This window comes from Thiomonas bhubaneswarensis, assembly GCF_001418255.1.
In the GTDB taxonomy this organism is placed as follows: Bacteria; Pseudomonadota; Gammaproteobacteria; order Burkholderiales; family Burkholderiaceae_C; genus Thiomonas; species Thiomonas bhubaneswarensis.
The window spans coordinates 199,000-215,794 of sequence record NZ_LIPV01000003.1 but is presented as its reverse complement, the minus strand read 5'-3'; the positions used below and the strand labels follow the sequence as shown (position 1 = coordinate 215,794).

Genomic DNA, 16,795 nt, shown 5'->3' with positions numbered 1-16,795 from the left:
CGAAGACCGCGCGCGGGCGGGCCCGCGCCGATTCGATGGCCGATTGTAGAAGTCTGCCATTTCCCCCTGCGGCACAATGCGGCCATGCCTGAACTCCCCGAAGTCGAAGTCACCCGCCTCGGCCTTGAACCGGCGTTGACCGGTGCCCGGCTGGAGACGCTGCGCCTGGGCAAGCCGCTGCGCTGGCCGCTGAATATCGATCCGGCAGCGCTTGGCGGCCTGCGCATCGTGGCGCTGCAGCGTCGCGGCAAATATCTGTTACTGCGCATGGCAGCGGCCACGCCGGTTGCGCAAGAGTTGGAACCGGACATTGCCGGTGTGCTCATCGTGCATCTGGGCATGTCGGGCTCGTTGCGCTGGATTCCGGCCACGCAGACGCCCGACCCGCGGTCGCCTCACGATCATGTGGAGTGGCAGACCGACCGGGGCGTGCTGCGCCTGCGCGACCCGCGACGTTTCGGCGCCGTGCTCTGGCATGCGGGCGACACGGTGCATCAGCACGCCCTGCTGCGCAGCCTCGGGCCAGAGCCGCTGAGCGCCGATTTCGATGGCGCAGCGCTGCATCGCGCCCTGCGCGGCCGGCATGCGGCGATCAAACCGCTGTTGCTGTCGCAGCAGATCGTCGCGGGCGTGGGCAACATCTACGCCTGCGAAGCCTTGTTCCACGCGGGCATCGACCCCCGCACGCCTGCATCGCACTTGCGGCCCGCAGACTGCGAGCGTCTGGCGACGGCCGTGCGCGACATATTGCTCGAAGCGGTGGCGCTGGGCGGCAGCAGCCTGCGCGACTTCGCCCACAGCGACGGCGAATTGGGCTACTTTCAGATGCAGGCCTGGGTTTATGGCCGCGCGGGCCTGCCCTGTCGCCAATGCGCCACGCCCATCCGACAGATCGTGCAGGGGCAGCGCAGCACCTATTTCTGTCCCAAGTGCCAAAAAATTCTCAAATCGAAGCCCAAGGCGGGGATACGCTGATCGAAATCAGGCCAGCGCCGTGGTTTACTTTCGCCCAATCTGAATCCGATGCGTTGCCGCCATGAATCCGCACGTCGAAACCCCCATCCTCACCGCCGGTCTGTTCGACTACGCCGAGTGGCGCGCCGAGCGCCTGCAGCGCGTCAAATCGCTTCTGGTCTGGCTTGAGGAAACCGGGCTCGATCTCGAACTGGCCAGGCCCGTGCTGCAGCGGCAGATCACACGCCTCGATCACGACCGCATGACCCTGGCCTTCGTCGCCGAGTTCTCGCGCGGCAAATCCGAGCTGATCAACGCCATCTTCTTCAGCGGTCACGGCCAGCGCATCCTGCCCGCCGGAGCCGGGCGCACCACCATGTGCCCGATGGAGCTGTTTTCCGACCCGTCGCAGCCGCGCGGCCTGCGGCTGCTACCCATCGACACCCGCCTGCAGTCGCAGACGCTGGCGCAATGGAAATCGAGCCCCCAGGTCTGGACCTATTTCGAACTGCCGTCGCAGGATGCTCAGGGCCTGGCCCAGGCACTCACCCATCTGTCCGACACCCAGCGCGTACCGCTGGAACGCGCCCAGGAGCTGGGCTTTTTCCACGACGCTGAGGAACTGGCGCAGCTCACGACCGACGCCGACGGCGAAGTCGAAATCCCGCTGTGGCGCCACGCCCTGGTGAACTTCGCCCACCCCCTGCTCGACCAGGGGCTAAGCATTCTCGACACGCCAGGGCTCAATGCCGTGGGCGCCGAACCGGAGCTGACGCTGTCGCTCATTCCCTCGGCCAATGCCGTGGTCTTCGTCCTCGGCGCCGACACCGGCGTGACCCGCAGCGACCTGGACATCTGGAACCGCCACATCGCCCCGGCCAGCGGCGCGCAGACCCTGGTGGCGCTCAACAAGGTCGATTCGCTCTGGGACCCATTGCTCACCGCGCCGCAGATCTCGGCCAGCATCGATCATCAGGTGCAGACTACCGCGGCGACGCTGCGGCTGCCCGTCGATCGCGTGTTTCCAGTCTCGGCGCACAAGGCCCTGCTGGCCCGCATCCAGGGCGATGGCCCGCTGCTGGCGCGCTCGGGATTGGGCGCGCTGGAAAACGCCCTCAACCGCGCGGCCAACATCGACCGCCGCGGCATGCTCGACGGCGCACTGCGCGAAGCCGTCGAGCAGGTGCAGACCGCACTCGACCAGCAGTTGCGTCAACAACTGCACGACACCCAGGGCCAGCTCGACGAGCTGCTGGGGCTGCGTGGCAAGAACGCCAACATGGTGGTGCTCATGCTGCAACGACTGTCCGCCGAGCGCAGCGAATTCGATGCCGGCATGGCGCAGGTCCTCGCCCTGCGCGCCGTCAACAACCGCATGCTCGAAAAGCTGCGCGAGCGCTTCGCCTCCAAATCGGTGCTCCAGGAACTGGAGCAGCTCGAATCACGCATGGGCGCTGCCGTGCTGAAGCTGGGCGTGAAGGGCGAGCTGACCCGCATCGGTGCCGAACTTCGCAACCGGCTGGTCGAAGCCGAGACGCAGATCGAGGAAATCCGCCAGATGCTGGCCGCTGCCTTCACCCGGGCCAACAGCGAGTTTGGCTTCACCGTGTCGGCGCCGCGCGTGCTGCGGCTCAACGGCCTGATGCAGGAGTTCGACCGTGCGATGCATGCCTACACCGAGCATCTGTCCGGGGTGAACTGGCTGAAGCTGCAGAACAATGCCTACACCTTGCGCACCCTGCGCGGGCTTTCCTCGCGGGTTCGCGACCTGTTCGAACGCGCCCTGCGCGACATCGAAAACTGGGATCGTTCGGCCATCGCCCAGCTCGACAGCCAGGTGCGCGAGCGCAAGAAGCAGCTCAACCGGCGCCTGGCCACCCTGCAACGCATCGAGGACACCAAGGACAGCCTTCACGACCGCATCAACGAACTGCGGGCGCAAGTCGAGCACATCGGCACCCTGCAGCGCGGCCTGAACGATCAGCTCCAGCGCGTGCGGCTCGGGTAAGCGCGCCGCGGGCCGCGCTGGCACAATGCGGCGCCTGCGCTTCGATGCACGCCAGCACCGTGTCCGACACCGACCACGCCACCCTTCCCTCCGATAGCGTCACGCCCCTGCCGGACTTTGCCACCAGACTGGTGCGCTGGCAGCGCCACAGTGGCCGCCACGATCTGCCCTGGCAGGTGCGCGACCCCTACCGCGTGTGGCTGTCCGAAATCATGCTGCAGCAGACGCAGGTGGCCACGGTGCTCGATTACTTCGAGCGCTTCACCGCGCGCTTTCCCACGGTGCAGGCTCTGGCGGCGGCGCCCGAGGACGAGGTGCTCGCCGCCTGGAGCGGGCTGGGCTATTACCGGCGCGCGCGGCATCTGCATCGCTGCGCGCTGATCGTCGTCGAAACGCATGGCGGCGTCTTTCCGCAAACCGCCGAAAGCCTGGCGACGCTGCCGGGCATCGGCCCCTCCACGGCGGCGGCAATCGCTGCCTTCTGCTTCGACGAGCGCGCCGCCATCCTCGACGGCAACGTGCAGCGGGTGCTCTGCCGCAGTCACGGCGTGGCCGACCCCGTGCCCTCCACCGCCACCACGCGCAAGCTGTGGTCGCTCGCCCGCAGTCTGTTGCCGCAAGCGCCCGACATCGCCGCCTACACCCAGGGTCTGATGGATCTGGGCGCCACCGTGTGCAAGCCGCGCCAGCCCTCCTGCGGCGCCTGCCCCTTCGCAGGCGACTGCCGCGCCCGCCTCTCGGGCGACCCGCAGCGGCTGCCCCTGCGCCGCCCGACCCGCAAGAGCCGCCCCATGCGGCACACGGTGATGCTCTGGCTGCGCCAGCCTTCGACCGGGCTCAATTGGCTGGAGAGGCGGCCGCCGCAGGGCATCTGGCCCGGGCTGTGGAGTCTGCCGCAGTTCGATACCGCCCAGCAGGCACTGCAATTCGCCGCGCGGCTCGGGCAGGTCATCGGCCACCAGGAACTGGCGACGGTTCGCCATGCGTTCACCCATTTCGAGCTGACCATTCTGCCCTTGCGGGTCGAACTCCAGGCGCGGCCCGGCGCGGCGGAGCCGCAGGGGCAGTGGCTTGATCTCGACGAAGCCACGCGGCTGGGCCTGCCCGCGCCGGTGCGCAGCTTGCTGATGCAACCGATCGCTACGGCTCCGCTACCGTCTTTGCTGCAGGGATGAAACGAGCGCACCACGACATCGTGCTTCACGGCGTCGATTTCAGCAGCGCGCCCAGCCGCCGCAAGCCTATCGTGATCGCGCATGGCCGAATCGCCGCGCTGCAGCCTGATGTCGTCAACCTGGAGGGCTTCACCCGGCTCGAAACGCTGGCGTCTTTCAGGCAGTGGCTGAACATCCCCGGCCCGTGGATCGGCGCCTTCGATCTGCCCTTCGGACTGCCGCGTGAACTGGTCGATGCCCTGCGCTGGCCCGGCCATCGAGGTGACCACGCCCCGCTGCCCTGGGAACGTCTGATCTTGCATGTGCGCCATCAGAGCCGGGAGCAACTGCGCGCGATCTTTCGCGACTTTTGCGCCGCCCGCCCCGTCGGCGCGAAGTTCGCCCGCCGCGCCTGCGATCGGCCTGCCGGATCTTCGCCATCGATGAAGTGGGTAAACCCCCCGGTGGCCTGGATGCTGCACGCGGGCGCCCCTCTGCTGCTCGATGCCGACGTGACCCTGCCCGGTCTGCGCGCAGGCGACCCTGACCGCGTGGCGCTCGAGGCCTATCCGGGTCATGCCGCCCGGGCCGTGCTCGGCCGGCGCAGCTACAAGAGCGATGACCGGGCCAGGCAGACCGACGAGCGCGAGAGCACGCGCGGTTTGCTGCTGACCGCACTGGAATTAGGCCGCCACCCGCTGGGCGTGCGCCTGCAATGCACCAACGAACAGCGGGAACAGATGCGGCTCGACCCCCGAGGCGATGCACTCGACGCCGCGCTCTGTCTGCTGCAGGCCGCCTGGGCCTGCAGCAGACAGAGCGCGGGTTATGGACTGCCCGAGACCATCGACCCCGTCGAAGGATGGATCGTCAGCGTGCTGCCGCAGCGTTGACCGACAGATACTTCAGACGATGGCCAGATGGCCGGTGTCGCTACCGATGTCGGCATTGCGGGCGCGCTTGCTGTCGAGCTTGATGCGCAGCCGAAGATCGTTGACCGAATCGGCGTTGCGCAGCGCATCTTCGTAGCTGATCTTGTCGGCGTCGAACAGGTCGAACAGCGACTGGTCGAAGGTCTGCATGCCCAGTTCGCGCGAGCGCCGCATCACGTCCTTGATCTCGGTGAGCTTGCCTTCGAAGATCTGATCGGCAATCAGGGGCGAATTGATCATGATCTCCACCGCGGCCACCCGCCCCTTGCCCGTCTGCAGCGGCACCAGCCGCTGTGACACCAGGGCGCGAAGATTGAGCGACAGGTCCATCAGCAGTTGGGTGCGTCGGTCTTCGGGGAAGAAATTGATGATGCGATCGAGCGCCTGGTTGGCGTTGTTGGCGTGCAGCGTGGCGAGCACGAGGTGGCCGGTCTCGGAGAACACCACGGCATGTTCCATGGTCTCGCGGTCGCGGATTTCGCCCATCAGAATGACGTCGGGCGCCTGTCGCAGGGTGTTTTTCAGCGCCGCTTCCCAGGTCTCGGTGTCGAGTCCGACTTCGCGCTGGGTGACGATGCAGTTCTTGTGCGGATGCACGAACTCGATCGGGTCTTCCACGGTGATGATGTGCCCGTGCGAATTTTCGTTGCGGAAATCGAGCATCGCGGCCATCGAGGTCGATTTGCCCGAGCCGGTGGCGCCGACGAAGATGATGAGTCCGCGCTTGTGCATCGCCAGGGTCTTCAGAACCTGCGGCAGTTCGAGGGAATCGATGGAAGGCAGCTCTTGTGGAATCTGCCGCAGCACAATGCCCACCTTGCCTTGCTGAATGAAGGCGTTGCAGCGAAACCGGGTGAGGCCTGCGGGCGAGATGGCGAAATTGCACTCCTTGGTGCGCTCGAATTCGGCCGCCTGCTTGTCGTTCATGATCGAACGCGCCAGCGCCAGGGTGTGCTGGCTGCTGAGTGCCTGCGACGACAGCTTGGAGACCGCGCCATCGACCTTGATGGCAGGCGGAAAGTCTGCGGTGAGAAACAGATCCGAGCCACCGCGGCTGATCATCAGCTTGAGCAGGTCGTTGATGAATTTGGATGCCTGATCACGATCCATAAGCCCCCCAGCAATGGTGTGTGTTGTAGGTGGTGTCCATTCCGCTCGGCAAATCGCGGCTCGCTCAACCGCCGGGCGACGTTGCCGCAACGCGCGCGCTGAGCTTGCGCAGCCGCAGCGACAGGCGGCGCGCCAGCGAGCCGATGAGGCGGCAGGCGGCAGCCGGGTCCTGCGCGATCATGCGGTCGAGATCGCTGGCTTCGAGCACGGCGATCTCGCTGTCGGTCAGGGTGGTGCAGTAAGACCAGCGCGGCGCGGCATCAACCAGCGACATCTCGCCCAGCAGACTGCCGGCGCGAACTTCGGTCAGGCGCAGCCGGTCGCCCCAAGGTTGCATGCGATCGACCGCAACCGCCCCGCGCAGCAGCACGACCATGAAGCTGCCGGTCTCGCCCTGCGCGATCAGATCGGCATTGGCGCGGACGGTGTAGAAGTGAAAGTACTTGGCGCAGCGCTCCATGTCGGCGGGCGTCAGTCCGGCCATGTATTTGTCCTGCTGCCACAGTTCGAGCAGGCGCTGGGCACCGGCGCTGCGCGACAGCTTGGTGGCGCCGATTTCCGCCGAGCGCTGCGACCAGTCCACCACGCTGTCCAGGCTGGAGACTTCAGCGTCGTGGAAGCCGGTGGTGAAGAACTGCGACTCGGGTGCGTCGTCCACCCCGTCTTTGCGCGAACTGGCTCGGAGCTTGTCGAAAAGTTTCATGGCCTGCTGTGAACGATGAATGGGGAAAGTGTGCGTGAGCCCGCAAATCTGTGCGCCAATAGGCGCGCTCAAGCTCCGGGGAAATTTTCGGGCTGCTTGGCCTTGGTGCGGGCCTCGGTGGAGGAAATCATGTTGCGCTTGACCAGATCGGCCAGGTTCTGGTCAAGCGTCTGCATGCCGAAGGACTGGCTGGTCTGGATCATGGAATACATCTGCGCGACCTTGTTCTCGCGGATCAGGTTGCGGATGGCCGGGGTGCCGATCATGATTTCGTGCGCGGCCACGCGGCCCGAGCCATCTTTTTTCTTGCACAGAGTCTGGGAAATCACCCCGACCAGCGCTTCCGACAGCATGGCGCGCACCATTTCCTTTTCCTCGGCCGGGAACACGTCGACGATACGGTCGATGGTCTTGGGCGCCGACGAGGTATGCAGAGTGCCGAACACCAGGTGGCCAGTTTCCGAGGCGGTCAGCGCCAGACGGATGGTCTCGAGGTCGCGCATTTCGCCCACCAGAATGGCATCGGGGTCTTCGCGCAGCGCCGAACGCAGGGCATTGGCAAAGCTCAGGGTATGCGGCCCGACCTCACGCTGGTTGATCAGCGACTTTTTCGATTGATGCACGAACTCGATCGGGTCTTCGATGGTGAGAACGTGCCCGTACTCGGTTTCGTTGTAATGATTGATCATCGCCGCCAGCGTGGTGGACTTGCCCGAACCCGTCGGCCCGGTGACCAGCACCAGGCCGCGGGGCTTGAGCGCCAGGTCGGCGAAGATTTTGGGCGCATTGAGGTCGTCGAGGGTGAGCACCTTGCTCGGAATGGTGCGGAACACCGCCCCCGCGCCACGCGCCTGGTTGAAGGCATTGACACGAAAGCGCGCGAGCGACGGTATTTCGAACGAGAAGTCGACTTCGAGAAATTCCTCGTAGTGCTTGCGCTGCGAATCGCTCATGATGTCGTACACCATGGCATGCACCGCCTTGTGATCGAGCGGCTCGACATTGATGCGCCGCACGTCGCCGTGCACGCGGATCATCGGCGGCAGACCGGCCGAAAGATGCAGATCGGATGCGTCGTTCTTGACGCTGAATGCGAGAAGTTGGGTAATGTCCAAGCGATGTCTCCCCCGAGCAAGCTTGTGCGTGATGGCGCGTGATGCTGCGCAAGCGATTGGGCTATCTTAAGGTCAGAACATCGGTTTCCCGCAATTCGCCGCTCCGGCCCGCGCCGATGTGTTGTATCGAACCCCCGTTTTTCACACCCATGTCGCTCCAACAATCCCTGGCCGCGGTGCGCCAGCGTATCGAACAGGCCGCCAAGATGGCCGGCCGCGAGCCGCGCTCGGTCACGCTGCTGGCAGTCTCCAAGACCTTTCCTGCCAGCGACGTCGCCCAGGCTGCCGCGTTCGGTCAGAACGATTTCGGCGAGAACTATGTGCAGGAAGCGCTGGACAAGATCGCCGCGCTGCGCCCTGCCTGGCCCGCGTTGCAATGGCACTTCATCGGCCCTTTGCAGAGCAACAAGACCCGGGACGTGGCACTGCATTTCGACTGGGTGCACAGCATCGAGCGGCTCAAAATCGCCCAGCGTCTGAGCGACCAACGCCCGCCCGAGTTGCCGCCGCTGCAGGTCTGCATCCAGGTCAACGTGGATGGCGAAGCCAGCAAAAGCGGCGTTTCACCCGACGAGGCCGGGGCGCTGGCCGCCGCCGTCGCCGCCCTGCCGCGGCTGCGCCTGCGCGGTCTGATGTGCATTCCCGCGCCGCGCGCCGACGTTGCGGCGCAGCGCGAGCCGTTCGCGCGGCTGCGCACGCTGCGCGACGCCATCGCCGCCGAGCACAGGCTTACGCTCGACACCCTGTCCATGGGCATGAGCGCCGATCTCGAAGCCGCCGTGCAGGAGGGCGCCACCATTGTGCGCGTGGGCACGGCGCTGTTCGGCAGACGCGCTGCGGCCGGGGCGGTTCAGCCATGATCTGCAAAAAGGTCTTGGTCAAGGGCCGTGTGCAGGGTGTGTCGTTCCGCGCCTACACGCGCGAGCAGGCGCTGCGGCTCGGACTGCGCGGCCACGCCCGCAACCTGCCGGACGGGTCGGTGGAGGTGCTGGTCTGCGGCGAGGCGCAGGCCGTCGAAGCGCTGTGCCGCTGGCTCTGGCAAGGCTCTCCGGCATCGCGGGTCGACGCCGTGCGAGTGAAGGATGCCGCGCAGGCCGACTGCGGCGACGGTTTCAGCGTCGGCTAAGCGATCGTCCTAGCGCGCCCACTGTCGCAGGTCGGGCAAGCGCGCAGCGCCTTCCCGCGGGCCAGATGCAGGCGACGCGACGGCGCCCGGTCGGGCCAGCTCGTCGATCAGCCGCAGCCACAGTCCTGGCTGCTGCGCAACCGCAGCACAATACAGCAGCTCGCCGCCGCGCTGCACGGCAAGAACCGGGAAATTTTCCGGCTCGTAATCACCCAGCAGGTCGGCAGCTTCCTCGACATCCACCCAGATGAAGCGAGCCTGTGGGCGCTGCGCCGCAAGCAGCTCGAAGCCTGCGCGCCAGTCGCGGCATACGCCGCACCACTGAGCGCACAGGCAGGCGACGAGCAGCGGCTCCATCAGCGCGCACCGCGAAGTTCATCTCTACCGCAGCGCCTTGAAGCGCAGGCGGTGCGGCCTGGCGCCTTCTTCGCCCAGGCGGCGCTTCTTGTCGGCCTCGTACTCCTGGTAGTTGCCCGGGAAGAAGGTCCACTGCGAATCGCCCTCGGCGGCGAGGATGTGGGTGGCGATGCGGTCGAGGAACCAGCGGTCGTGGCTCGACACCATGATGCAGCCCGCAAACTCGAGCAGCGCGTCTTCGAGCGCGCGCAGGGTTTCGACGTCGAGGTCGTTGGAAGGCTCGTCGAGCAGCAGCACATTGCCGCCGGAGATCAGGGTCTTGGCCAGATGCAGCCGCCCGCGCTCGCCGCCGGAGAGGTTGCCGACGATCTTCTGCTGATCGCCGCCCTTGAAGTTGAACCGCCCGCAGTAGGCGCGCGAGGGCACCTGGAACTTGCCGACATTGAGCATGTCGAGTCCATCGGACACGGCCTCCCACACGGTCTTGTCGTCGGGCAGGGCCTCGCGGCTCTGGTCTTCGTACACCAGCTTGACCGTGGGGCCGATGACGATTTCGCCCGCGTCGGGCTTGTCCTTGCCCGCGATCATGCGAAACAGCGTGGACTTGCCCGCGCCGTTGGGGCCGATGACGCCGACAATGGCGCCCGGTGGCAGCTTGAAGCTGAGGTTCTCGATCAGCAGCCGGTCGCCGTGGGCCTTGCGCACGTTCTTGAACTCGATGACTTCATTGCCCAGGCGCTCGGCGACGGGAATGAAAATCTCGTTGGTCTCGTTGCGCTTCTGGTATTCGATGCTGGAGAGCTCTTCAAACCGGGCCATGCGCGCCTTGCTCTTGGCCTGGCGCCCCTTGGGGTTCTGACGTACCCATTCGAGCTCCTGTTTCATGGTCTTGAGGTGCGAGGCTTCGCTACGCGCCTCCTGCTCCAGACGGGCCTCCTTCTGTTCCAGCCAGCTCGAGTAGTTGCCCTTGAACGGAATGCCCGAGCCACGGTCGAGTTCGAGAATCCACTCGGCGGCGTTGTCGAGGAAATAGCGGTCGTGGGTGACGGCCACCACGGTGCCGGGAAAGCGGTGCAGGAACTGCTCCAGCCAGTCCACGCTTTCGGCGTCGAGGTGGTTGGTCGGCTCGTCGAGCAGCAGCATGTCGGGCTTGGAGAGCAACAGGCGGCACAGCGCGACGCGGCGCTTTTCACCGCCAGACAGCGGGCCGACCAGCGCATCCCAAGGCGGCAGGCGCAGCGCGTCGGCGGCCACTTCCATCTGCAGATCGGTGTTGTCACCCTCGCCTGCGGAGATGATGGCTTCGAGCTGCGCCTGCTCCTCGGCCAGCTTGTCGAAGTCGGCGTCGGGCTCGGCGTATTCGGCGTAGACCTCCTCCAGGCGCTTTTTCGCCGCCAGCACGCCGCCCAGACCTTCCTCCACGGCCGCGCGCACCGTCTGCTGCGGGTCGAGCTGGGGCTCCTGCGGCAGATAGCCGATGCGCAGACCCGCCATCGGCACGGCTTCGCCTTCGATGTCGGTATCCACACCGGCCATGATCTTGAGCAGAGTCGACTTGCCCGAGCCGTTCAGGCCGAGCACGCCGATCTTGGCGCCGGGAAAGAAAGACAGCGAGATGTCCTTGAGAATCTGCCGTTTGGGCGGGACGATCTTGCCGACCCGGTTCATGGTGAAAACGTATTGAGCCATCTGTATCCTGAATCTGTCTGGATTGAACCTGCGGGGCTGCAGGCCATGCCGTATTGTCGCCGCAAGGCCACGGTCATGACGCGCTGCGACATGAATTCCACTACCATAATGCCCAGCGGCCATGTCCAGTCTCCCAGCCGCAGTCACTTCGACTCCTGCCGAGCCACTCGGCCCACCCCATCTGTTGCAGACTGGCGCGCTAGAACCAGCGTGGTGGCAGAGTCTTGGGGCCTTGCACTTCCGGCCCCGGAAAGCTTCTTCTCACATGTCTTTTCAAGATCTGGGCCTGATCGAGCCCATCGTGCGCGCCGTTGCCGAACAAGGCTACACCGAGCCCACGCCGATTCAACAACAAGCCATTCCCGTCGTCCTCGCCGGCCATGACCTGCTCGCTGCCGCGCAGACCGGCACCGGCAAGACCGCGGGTTTCACCCTGCCCTTGCTGCAGCGCCTGAGCGGCGGCGAACCCGCCCGCAACGCCAAGGGCCGCGTGATTCCCCGCGCCCTCATCCTCACCCCCACGCGCGAACTCGCCGCGCAGGTGCATGAAAACCTCGCCGCGTATGGCCGCCATCTCAAGCTGCAGAGCATGACCATGTACGGCGGCGTCGGCATGCAGCCGCAGATCAACGCCCTGGCGCGTGGCATGGACATCGTCGTGGCCACGCCCGGCCGCCTGCTCGACCACCACAATCAGCGCCATATCGACCTCTCCGCTGTGCAGATGCTGGTGCTCGACGAAGCCGACCGCATGCTCGACATGGGCTTCGTGCACGACATGCGCCGCATCGTCGCGCTGCTGCCCAAGCAGCGCCAGAACCTGCTGTTCTCGGCCACCTTCTCCGACGAGATCAAGCGCCTGGCCGGCGACTTTCTGGTCCACCCGCAACAGGTTTCGGTCGCCCGGCAGAACGCCACGGCCGATCTGGTCGAACAGATCGTGTTCCCCGTCGATCGCGACCGCAAGCGCGACATGCTGGTGCACCTCATCCGCGAGCGCAACTGGGAACAGACCCTCGTGTTCACCCGCACCAAGCACGGCGCCAACCGCCTGGCCGAACAGCTCGACAAGGACGGACTCAAGGCCACCGGCTTTCACGGCAACAAGACGCAGTCGGCCCGGCTGCGCGCGCTGGCCGACTTCAAGAGCGGCAAGTTGCAGGTGCTCGTCGCCACCGACATCGCCGCTCGCGGCATCGACATCGACCAGCTCCCCGTGGTGGTGAACTACGAGCTGCCCAACATCCCTGAAGACTATGTGCACCGCATCGGCCGCACCGGCCGCGCCGGCAGCACGGGTCAGGCAGTGTCGCTGGTCTGCGTGGACGAACTCGGCTTCCTGCGCGACATCGAAAAACTGGTGCGCAACCCCATCGCTCAGCAGGTCATCCCCGGCTTCGAGCCCGACCCCAACGCCAAGGCCCAACCCATCGTCATGGGCCGCACCGTGCTGCATGGCGGCGAACGCCGCAGCGGCGCGGGCGGACGTGCAGGTGGTCGTGAACAGGGCCAGCGCCGCCAGGGCGCAGGCAGCCCCGGCGCAGGCCAGGGCGCCAGGCGCGGTGACGGCCGTCAGGGCCAAGGTCGCCCGCAAGCCCCCGCCAGCGCCAAACCGCAGGGACAGCGCCAGTCGGGTGTCGGCACCAAGTCTGGCACAGGCAATCTCCCGCCCGAGCGCCGCGCCGATTCGTGGCAGAGCACCCCCTGGGTCGAACTCGACCTGCCGCCGCACATGCGCAACGGTCAAGGCCGTGGGCGCCGTCCCTCAGGCGGTGGCCAGAACGCAGGCTTCGGCGGCCCGCGCCGCCAGGGCAGCGGTCAGCGCGGGCGCTGACGCAGGAATTGCGATCGGGCAATTCCTCGCGAATCGTCCGGCCGCATTCGCCGCGTAGGGGATTTTTAGGGACATAGCATTTCGCGCATCTATCTCGATTCGCTGGAGTCTCGCGCATGTTCAAGTCCCCGCTTCATCATCTCAGCGTCATGGCGCTGGTCGAAGGCTCGTCGCTCATCGCCCTGGTGCTGCTGGCGGTGCCGCTGAAATACGCGGCGGATTGGCCTCTTGGGGTGAAGATCGTCGGGCCGGTTCATGGCGCGCTGTTCATCTGGGCCACCATCGCGCTGGGGGTGACGCTCTCGCGCGGGCAGCTCACGCCGTTGCGCGGAGCTGGCGTGTTTCTGGCGTCGCTGGTCCCGTTCGGCGGGCTGTGGTCGCACCGCATGATGCGGCGTCAATTGGCAGCCTCCTGACGCGTATCACTGCAGCGCCAGTTGCACCGCCCCGCTGTGGGTGAAGGGAATCTGCAGCATGGTCTGGCCGATCTCGGCCGTGCCGGTGATGACGTAGGGCACCATGCCATCGGGCGGCAAGCTGGCGATGAGGCTGAGCATCGTCGGGCCGTCCACGCTCACCTGCACCGGCACTTGCGCCTGCTGCTGCGCGGGGATGGTGACGGGGGCGGTGCTCACACCCTGCGCCACGTCCAGGCCGTTGAACTGCAATTGAAACCGGAGCTTCTGCAGCGGCAGCGCCAGGCCGCCCGGGTTGCGGATATCGAGGGTGAGGTCGAGGATGGCCGTGGTCCCCCGCAGCGCCATGCTGTCCACGCTGCGGATCGACACCTCGGGCGCTGATCCCGAGGGCTGCGCCTGGGCAGGCGGCCCGGCCAGAAGCAGCGCTCCCATCAGCGCGAGCAGCAGCGCCCGCCAGACCCGCATCGGCCACCGCACGGTCAGTGTCCCGCGAAGTCCACCAGGGTGAACAAGGGCAGCCCCGATTCGCGCAGCATCTGCGATCCGCCCAGTTCGGGCAGATCGACGATGGCGGCACCCTCAACCACGCTGGCGCCGAGCTTTTCGAGCAGGCGCTTGCCGGCCATCATGGTGCCGCCGGTGGCGATGAGGTCGTCGATGAGCAGCACGGTGTCACCAGGACCGACGGCGTCGGTGTGAATCTCCACGGTGGCGCTGCCGTATTCGAGCTCGTATTCCTCCGACACCGTGGCGAAGGGCAGCTTGCCTTTTTTGCGAATGGGCACGAAGCCGATGTTCAGCTCGTAGGCGATCACGGCACCGAGGATGAAGCCGCGGGCGTCGATGCCCGCCACCACGTCGGGGCGCAGGTCGGGCGCCATGTAGCGGTGCACGAACTGGTCGATGAGCACACGGAACACCCGAGGGTTCTGCAGCAACGGCGTGATGTCGCGGAACTGCACGCCGGGCGACGGCCAGTCGGGCACGGTGCGGATGTGTTGGCGCAGATAGTCGATGACGTTCATGTTGTTGAGAGGAAGAATCAGCCCGCCGCAGCGTCACCGAAGACGTCGTGATACGACGCATACGACGCGCCCGACAGCACGGGAAACAGCACCAGCAGCCCCAGCCCGAAGGGCAGCATGGCCAACAGGGAAATCGGCAGCAGCAGCACGGTGAACAGGGTGATGGGCGCCAGATTGGCAAACTCCGCGCGTACCGACAGCTTCACCGCATCCCAGGGGCGGACGCCCCCGATCGCCACCAGAGTATTGACGAACCAGAACGCCACGCTGAACAGATAGAGCGCCAGCAGCACGAGCAGCAGCAGGGTGAGCACGGAGCCCGCCATCGCGCCCATGCCGGCGGCCATGCCCATGCCCGGGGTCATCATCTTGGCTAACGCTCCCATGCTGGCCAGGCCCAGGCCGAACAGGGCGCCCAGACCCATGACGATGATCGCCCCGACGACGCCGCCGATCGCCAGCACCAGCAGCGAGGCCAGCAGCAGCGGCCCGATGCGGCCGCTCCAGGCCTTGGCCGATGCGTTCAGCGCGCCTTCATTCTGAGGCTCCAGTGGCATGCCCGGTGGGGTGATCTCGCGCGCCCGCGTCGCCCGCTGTCGCAGCAGGGCCGCGAAGATCACACCGAATGCCAGCAGCGGCAGGCTCAGCCATTGCGAGAGCACGCCGCCCAGCGGCAGCTCGCCGATCAGCCACAGCAACACCAGCAGCGCCAAGGCCAGACCGACCCAGGGCAGCGGCGCCTGAGTGAAGCTGCGCCAGCCTTCACCCCACCAGCGCAGACCGTAACCTGCAGCGACAAGGCGGAAGGAAGGTTCTGCAACGACGAGATCTTGTGAGGTCATGGTGAGCAGCCCGAGTCGACGACTGCCCATTATCTCCCGCAGCGCAGCACGTTCGTTACCGCGCGATGTCCTCCAGCCGCCTTTGGGTGACGCGCGGCCCCATGAGGACGATCACCAGCGCCACGCCCACCATCGCCGCCGCGATGAAGGTGAACACGCCGACGTCGCCCGAGGTCTTGAGCAGATCGGCAATGACGAAACCGGTGAACACGGCGCTGATGCGGCTGAACGAATAGACGAAGCCCACCGCCTGCGCCCGGATTCGCGTGGGGTAGAGCTCGCTCTGGTAGGCGTGGAAGGCGTAGCTCATGATGTTGTTGAAGAACGCCACGGCTATGCCGAACACGATGATGGCCGCCGCGCCATTCGCGTTGGCGAACAGCAGCCCGAACAGCGCTACCGCCAGCGCGGGCACCGCGATCAGCCATTTGCGCTCGAAGCGGTCACCGAACGAGGCGCCGATGAGCGACGAGATCGGATAGGCGAAGGCGATGATGAAGGTGTACAGCAAGGACTTGGGGATATCCAGGCCCTTGGCGATGAGATAGGTCGGCGCCCAGCTGGCAAAACCGTAGTAGCCCACGGTCTGCAGAATGTTGAACAGGATGAGCATGACCGTGCGTTTGCGGTAGACCCCTTCCCACATCTCGCCCCAGCGCGGCTTCACATGCTCGACATCGCCGACAAAAGCTTTGGGCTCGGGCAGCGGCTGGCCGGTCTCGCGCTCCACCTGTCGTTCGATGCGGCTGAGAATCGCGTCGGCGGCATGGTGGCGCCCCTTGTCCTCCAGCCAGCGCGGCGACTCGGGCAGCCGCAGCCGGATGAACCAGATGAAAATCGCCCCCACAGCGCCGATGATGGCCACCCAGCGCCAGCCATCGAGACCGGCGATCTGATGCGGCACCAACAGCCAGCCCAGAAACGCCACCACCGGCACGGCGCTGAAGGTGATGAACTGGTTCATCGCGAAATACGTTCCCCGCTTGGCCTGCGGCGCAAGCTCCGAGACGTAGGTGTCGATGTTGACCATCTCCAGCCCGATGCCGATGGACGCGATGAAGCGCCAGATGTCGATACTCATGGCCGTGTGCTGAAACGCCATGATCAGCGTGGCGGCGCAGTACCAAAGCAGGGCCCAGGTGTAGATCGCGCGCCTGCCGTAGCGGTCGGAGAGCCAGCTCACGAAAAGTGTGCCGACCCAAAGGCCGAGAAACAAGGCGGCGACGAAACTGGCGATGCCCTCGAAGCCGAACAGCCCCTTGGTCGTTGCGGTGAACACCCCGCTCTTGAACAGCCCGGGCGCGATGTAGGCGGTCAGGAAAAGGTCATAAAACTCGAACAGCCCTCCGAGAGACAGCAGGATGACCATATTGCGCACGGTCCTCGAGGGGGGTAGCCGGTCGATGCGCGCCGCGATGGTGGGCGCACCGTGGTGGCCCGGGCGGGCGGCCACGGCGGACGCGTAGGGGGATAGGTCAGCGCTGGGCTGCGCCGGGATGGTGCTCATGCCTGTCTCCTGTTTTTGTC

General features: G+C 66.1%; 17 protein-coding genes. 8 read left to right on the top strand and 9 right to left on the bottom strand.

Features of this window, described 5'->3' with window-relative positions; all coding sequences use genetic code 11:
• The first annotated feature begins 84 nt into the window (after positions 1-84).
• The 4 genes from mutM to ASC45_RS05455 all read left to right on the top strand — a co-directional run bounded on the left by mutM (position 85) and on the right by ASC45_RS05455 (position 5,009).
• Complete coding sequence (mutM, locus tag ASC45_RS05470) at positions 85-975, top strand: bifunctional DNA-formamidopyrimidine glycosylase/DNA-(apurinic or apyrimidinic site) lyase (protein ID WP_055450020.1); 891 nt, start codon at positions 85-87, stop codon at positions 973-975.
• 61 nt (positions 976-1,036) lie between these two features.
• Positions 1,037-2,962 carry a dynamin family protein gene (locus ASC45_RS05465; RefSeq protein ID WP_055450019.1) on the top strand — a complete coding sequence of 642 codons (1,926 nt, stop codon included), beginning with the start codon at positions 1,037-1,039 and terminating at the stop codon, positions 2,960-2,962.
• A gap of 44 nt (positions 2,963-3,006) precedes the next feature.
• The gene (gene mutY / locus ASC45_RS05460; RefSeq protein WP_055450018.1) at positions 3,007-4,137 is read left to right on the top strand and encodes an A/G-specific adenine glycosylase; all 1,131 of its coding nucleotides are present in this window, start codon (positions 3,007-3,009) and stop codon (positions 4,135-4,137) included.
• A complete protein-coding gene (locus tag ASC45_RS05455; protein WP_055450017.1) occupies positions 4,134-5,009 on the top strand; it encodes a DUF429 domain-containing protein in 876 nt (291 codons plus the stop codon). Before mutY ends, ASC45_RS05455 begins: the two co-directional genes overlap by 4 nt.
• Before the next feature lie 12 nt (positions 5,010-5,021).
• On the opposite strand, the gene ASC45_RS05450 is transcribed toward ASC45_RS05455, so the two are convergent.
• The 3 genes from ASC45_RS05450 to ASC45_RS05440 all read right to left on the bottom strand — a co-directional run bounded on the left by ASC45_RS05450 (position 5,022) and on the right by ASC45_RS05440 (position 7,976).
• Positions 5,022-6,158 carry a PilT/PilU family type 4a pilus ATPase gene (locus ASC45_RS05450; protein WP_055450016.1) on the bottom strand — a complete coding sequence of 379 codons (1,137 nt, stop codon included), beginning with the start codon at positions 6,156-6,158 and terminating at the stop codon, positions 5,022-5,024.
• Between the two features lie 64 nt (positions 6,159-6,222).
• A complete protein-coding gene (locus ASC45_RS05445; protein WP_055450015.1) occupies positions 6,223-6,861 on the bottom strand; it encodes a Crp/Fnr family transcriptional regulator in 639 nt (212 codons plus the stop codon).
• A gap of 68 nt (positions 6,862-6,929) precedes the next feature.
• The gene (locus ASC45_RS05440; RefSeq protein ID WP_055450014.1) at positions 6,930-7,976 is read right to left on the bottom strand and encodes a type IV pilus twitching motility protein PilT; all 1,047 of its coding nucleotides are present in this window, start codon (positions 7,974-7,976) and stop codon (positions 6,930-6,932) included.
• Between the two features lie 149 nt (positions 7,977-8,125).
• On the opposite strand from ASC45_RS05440, the gene ASC45_RS05435 reads away from it, so the two are divergent.
• The gene (locus ASC45_RS05435; protein WP_055450013.1) at positions 8,126-8,836 is read left to right on the top strand and encodes a YggS family pyridoxal phosphate-dependent enzyme; all 711 of its coding nucleotides are present in this window, start codon (positions 8,126-8,128) and stop codon (positions 8,834-8,836) included.
• On the top strand, positions 8,833-9,102 hold the full coding sequence (gene yccX / locus ASC45_RS05430; protein WP_055450012.1) for an acylphosphatase: 270 nt from the start codon (positions 8,833-8,835) through the stop codon (positions 9,100-9,102). The genes ASC45_RS05435 and yccX overlap by 4 nt, the downstream gene beginning before the upstream one ends.
• A 9-nt stretch (positions 9,103-9,111) precedes the next feature.
• Here yccX and ASC45_RS05425 read toward each other — a convergent pair whose 3' ends face one another.
• Both ASC45_RS05425 and ettA read right to left on the bottom strand, forming a co-directional pair.
• Positions 9,112-9,459 (bottom strand): thioredoxin family protein, encoded by a 348-nt coding sequence (locus tag ASC45_RS05425; RefSeq protein WP_055450011.1) that lies wholly within the window; start codon positions 9,457-9,459, stop codon positions 9,112-9,114.
• A 24-nt stretch (positions 9,460-9,483) separates the two neighbouring features.
• Positions 9,484-11,148: an energy-dependent translational throttle protein EttA gene (gene ettA, locus ASC45_RS05420; RefSeq protein WP_055450010.1), complete on the bottom strand. Its 1,665-nt coding sequence runs from the start codon at positions 11,146-11,148 to the stop codon at positions 9,484-9,486.
• Positions 11,149-11,413: 265 nt separating this feature from the next.
• Here ettA and ASC45_RS05415 point away from each other — a divergent pair, with 265 nt between their 5' ends.
• Positions 11,414-12,982, top strand: coding sequence for a DEAD/DEAH box helicase (locus tag ASC45_RS05415; RefSeq protein WP_055450009.1), 1,569 nt, complete (start codon positions 11,414-11,416; stop codon positions 12,980-12,982).
• A gap of 116 nt (positions 12,983-13,098) precedes the next feature.
• Positions 13,099-13,398, top strand: coding sequence for a DUF3817 domain-containing protein (locus tag ASC45_RS05410; protein WP_055450008.1), 300 nt, complete (start codon positions 13,099-13,101; stop codon positions 13,396-13,398).
• A gap of 6 nt (positions 13,399-13,404) precedes the next feature.
• Here the strand turns inward: ASC45_RS05410 and ASC45_RS05405 are convergent, their stop codons facing one another.
• The 4 genes from ASC45_RS05405 to ASC45_RS05390 are packed head-to-tail and all read right to left on the bottom strand — an operon-like array spanning position 13,405 to position 16,775.
• A complete protein-coding gene (locus ASC45_RS05405) occupies positions 13,405-13,878 on the bottom strand; it encodes an LEA/WHy family protein (protein ID WP_141655728.1) in 474 nt (157 codons plus the stop codon).
• A gap of 2 nt (positions 13,879-13,880) precedes the next feature.
• Positions 13,881-14,426: an adenine phosphoribosyltransferase gene (locus ASC45_RS05400; RefSeq protein ID WP_055450006.1), complete on the bottom strand. Its 546-nt coding sequence runs from the start codon at positions 14,424-14,426 to the stop codon at positions 13,881-13,883.
• 17 nt (positions 14,427-14,443) lie between these two features.
• Complete coding sequence (locus ASC45_RS05395) at positions 14,444-15,268, bottom strand: hypothetical protein (protein ID WP_141655727.1); 825 nt, start codon at positions 15,266-15,268, stop codon at positions 14,444-14,446.
• 55 nt (positions 15,269-15,323) lie between these two features.
• A complete protein-coding gene (locus ASC45_RS05390; protein WP_082454267.1) occupies positions 15,324-16,775 on the bottom strand; it encodes an MFS transporter in 1,452 nt (483 codons plus the stop codon).
• Positions 16,776-16,795: the final 20 nt, after the last annotated feature.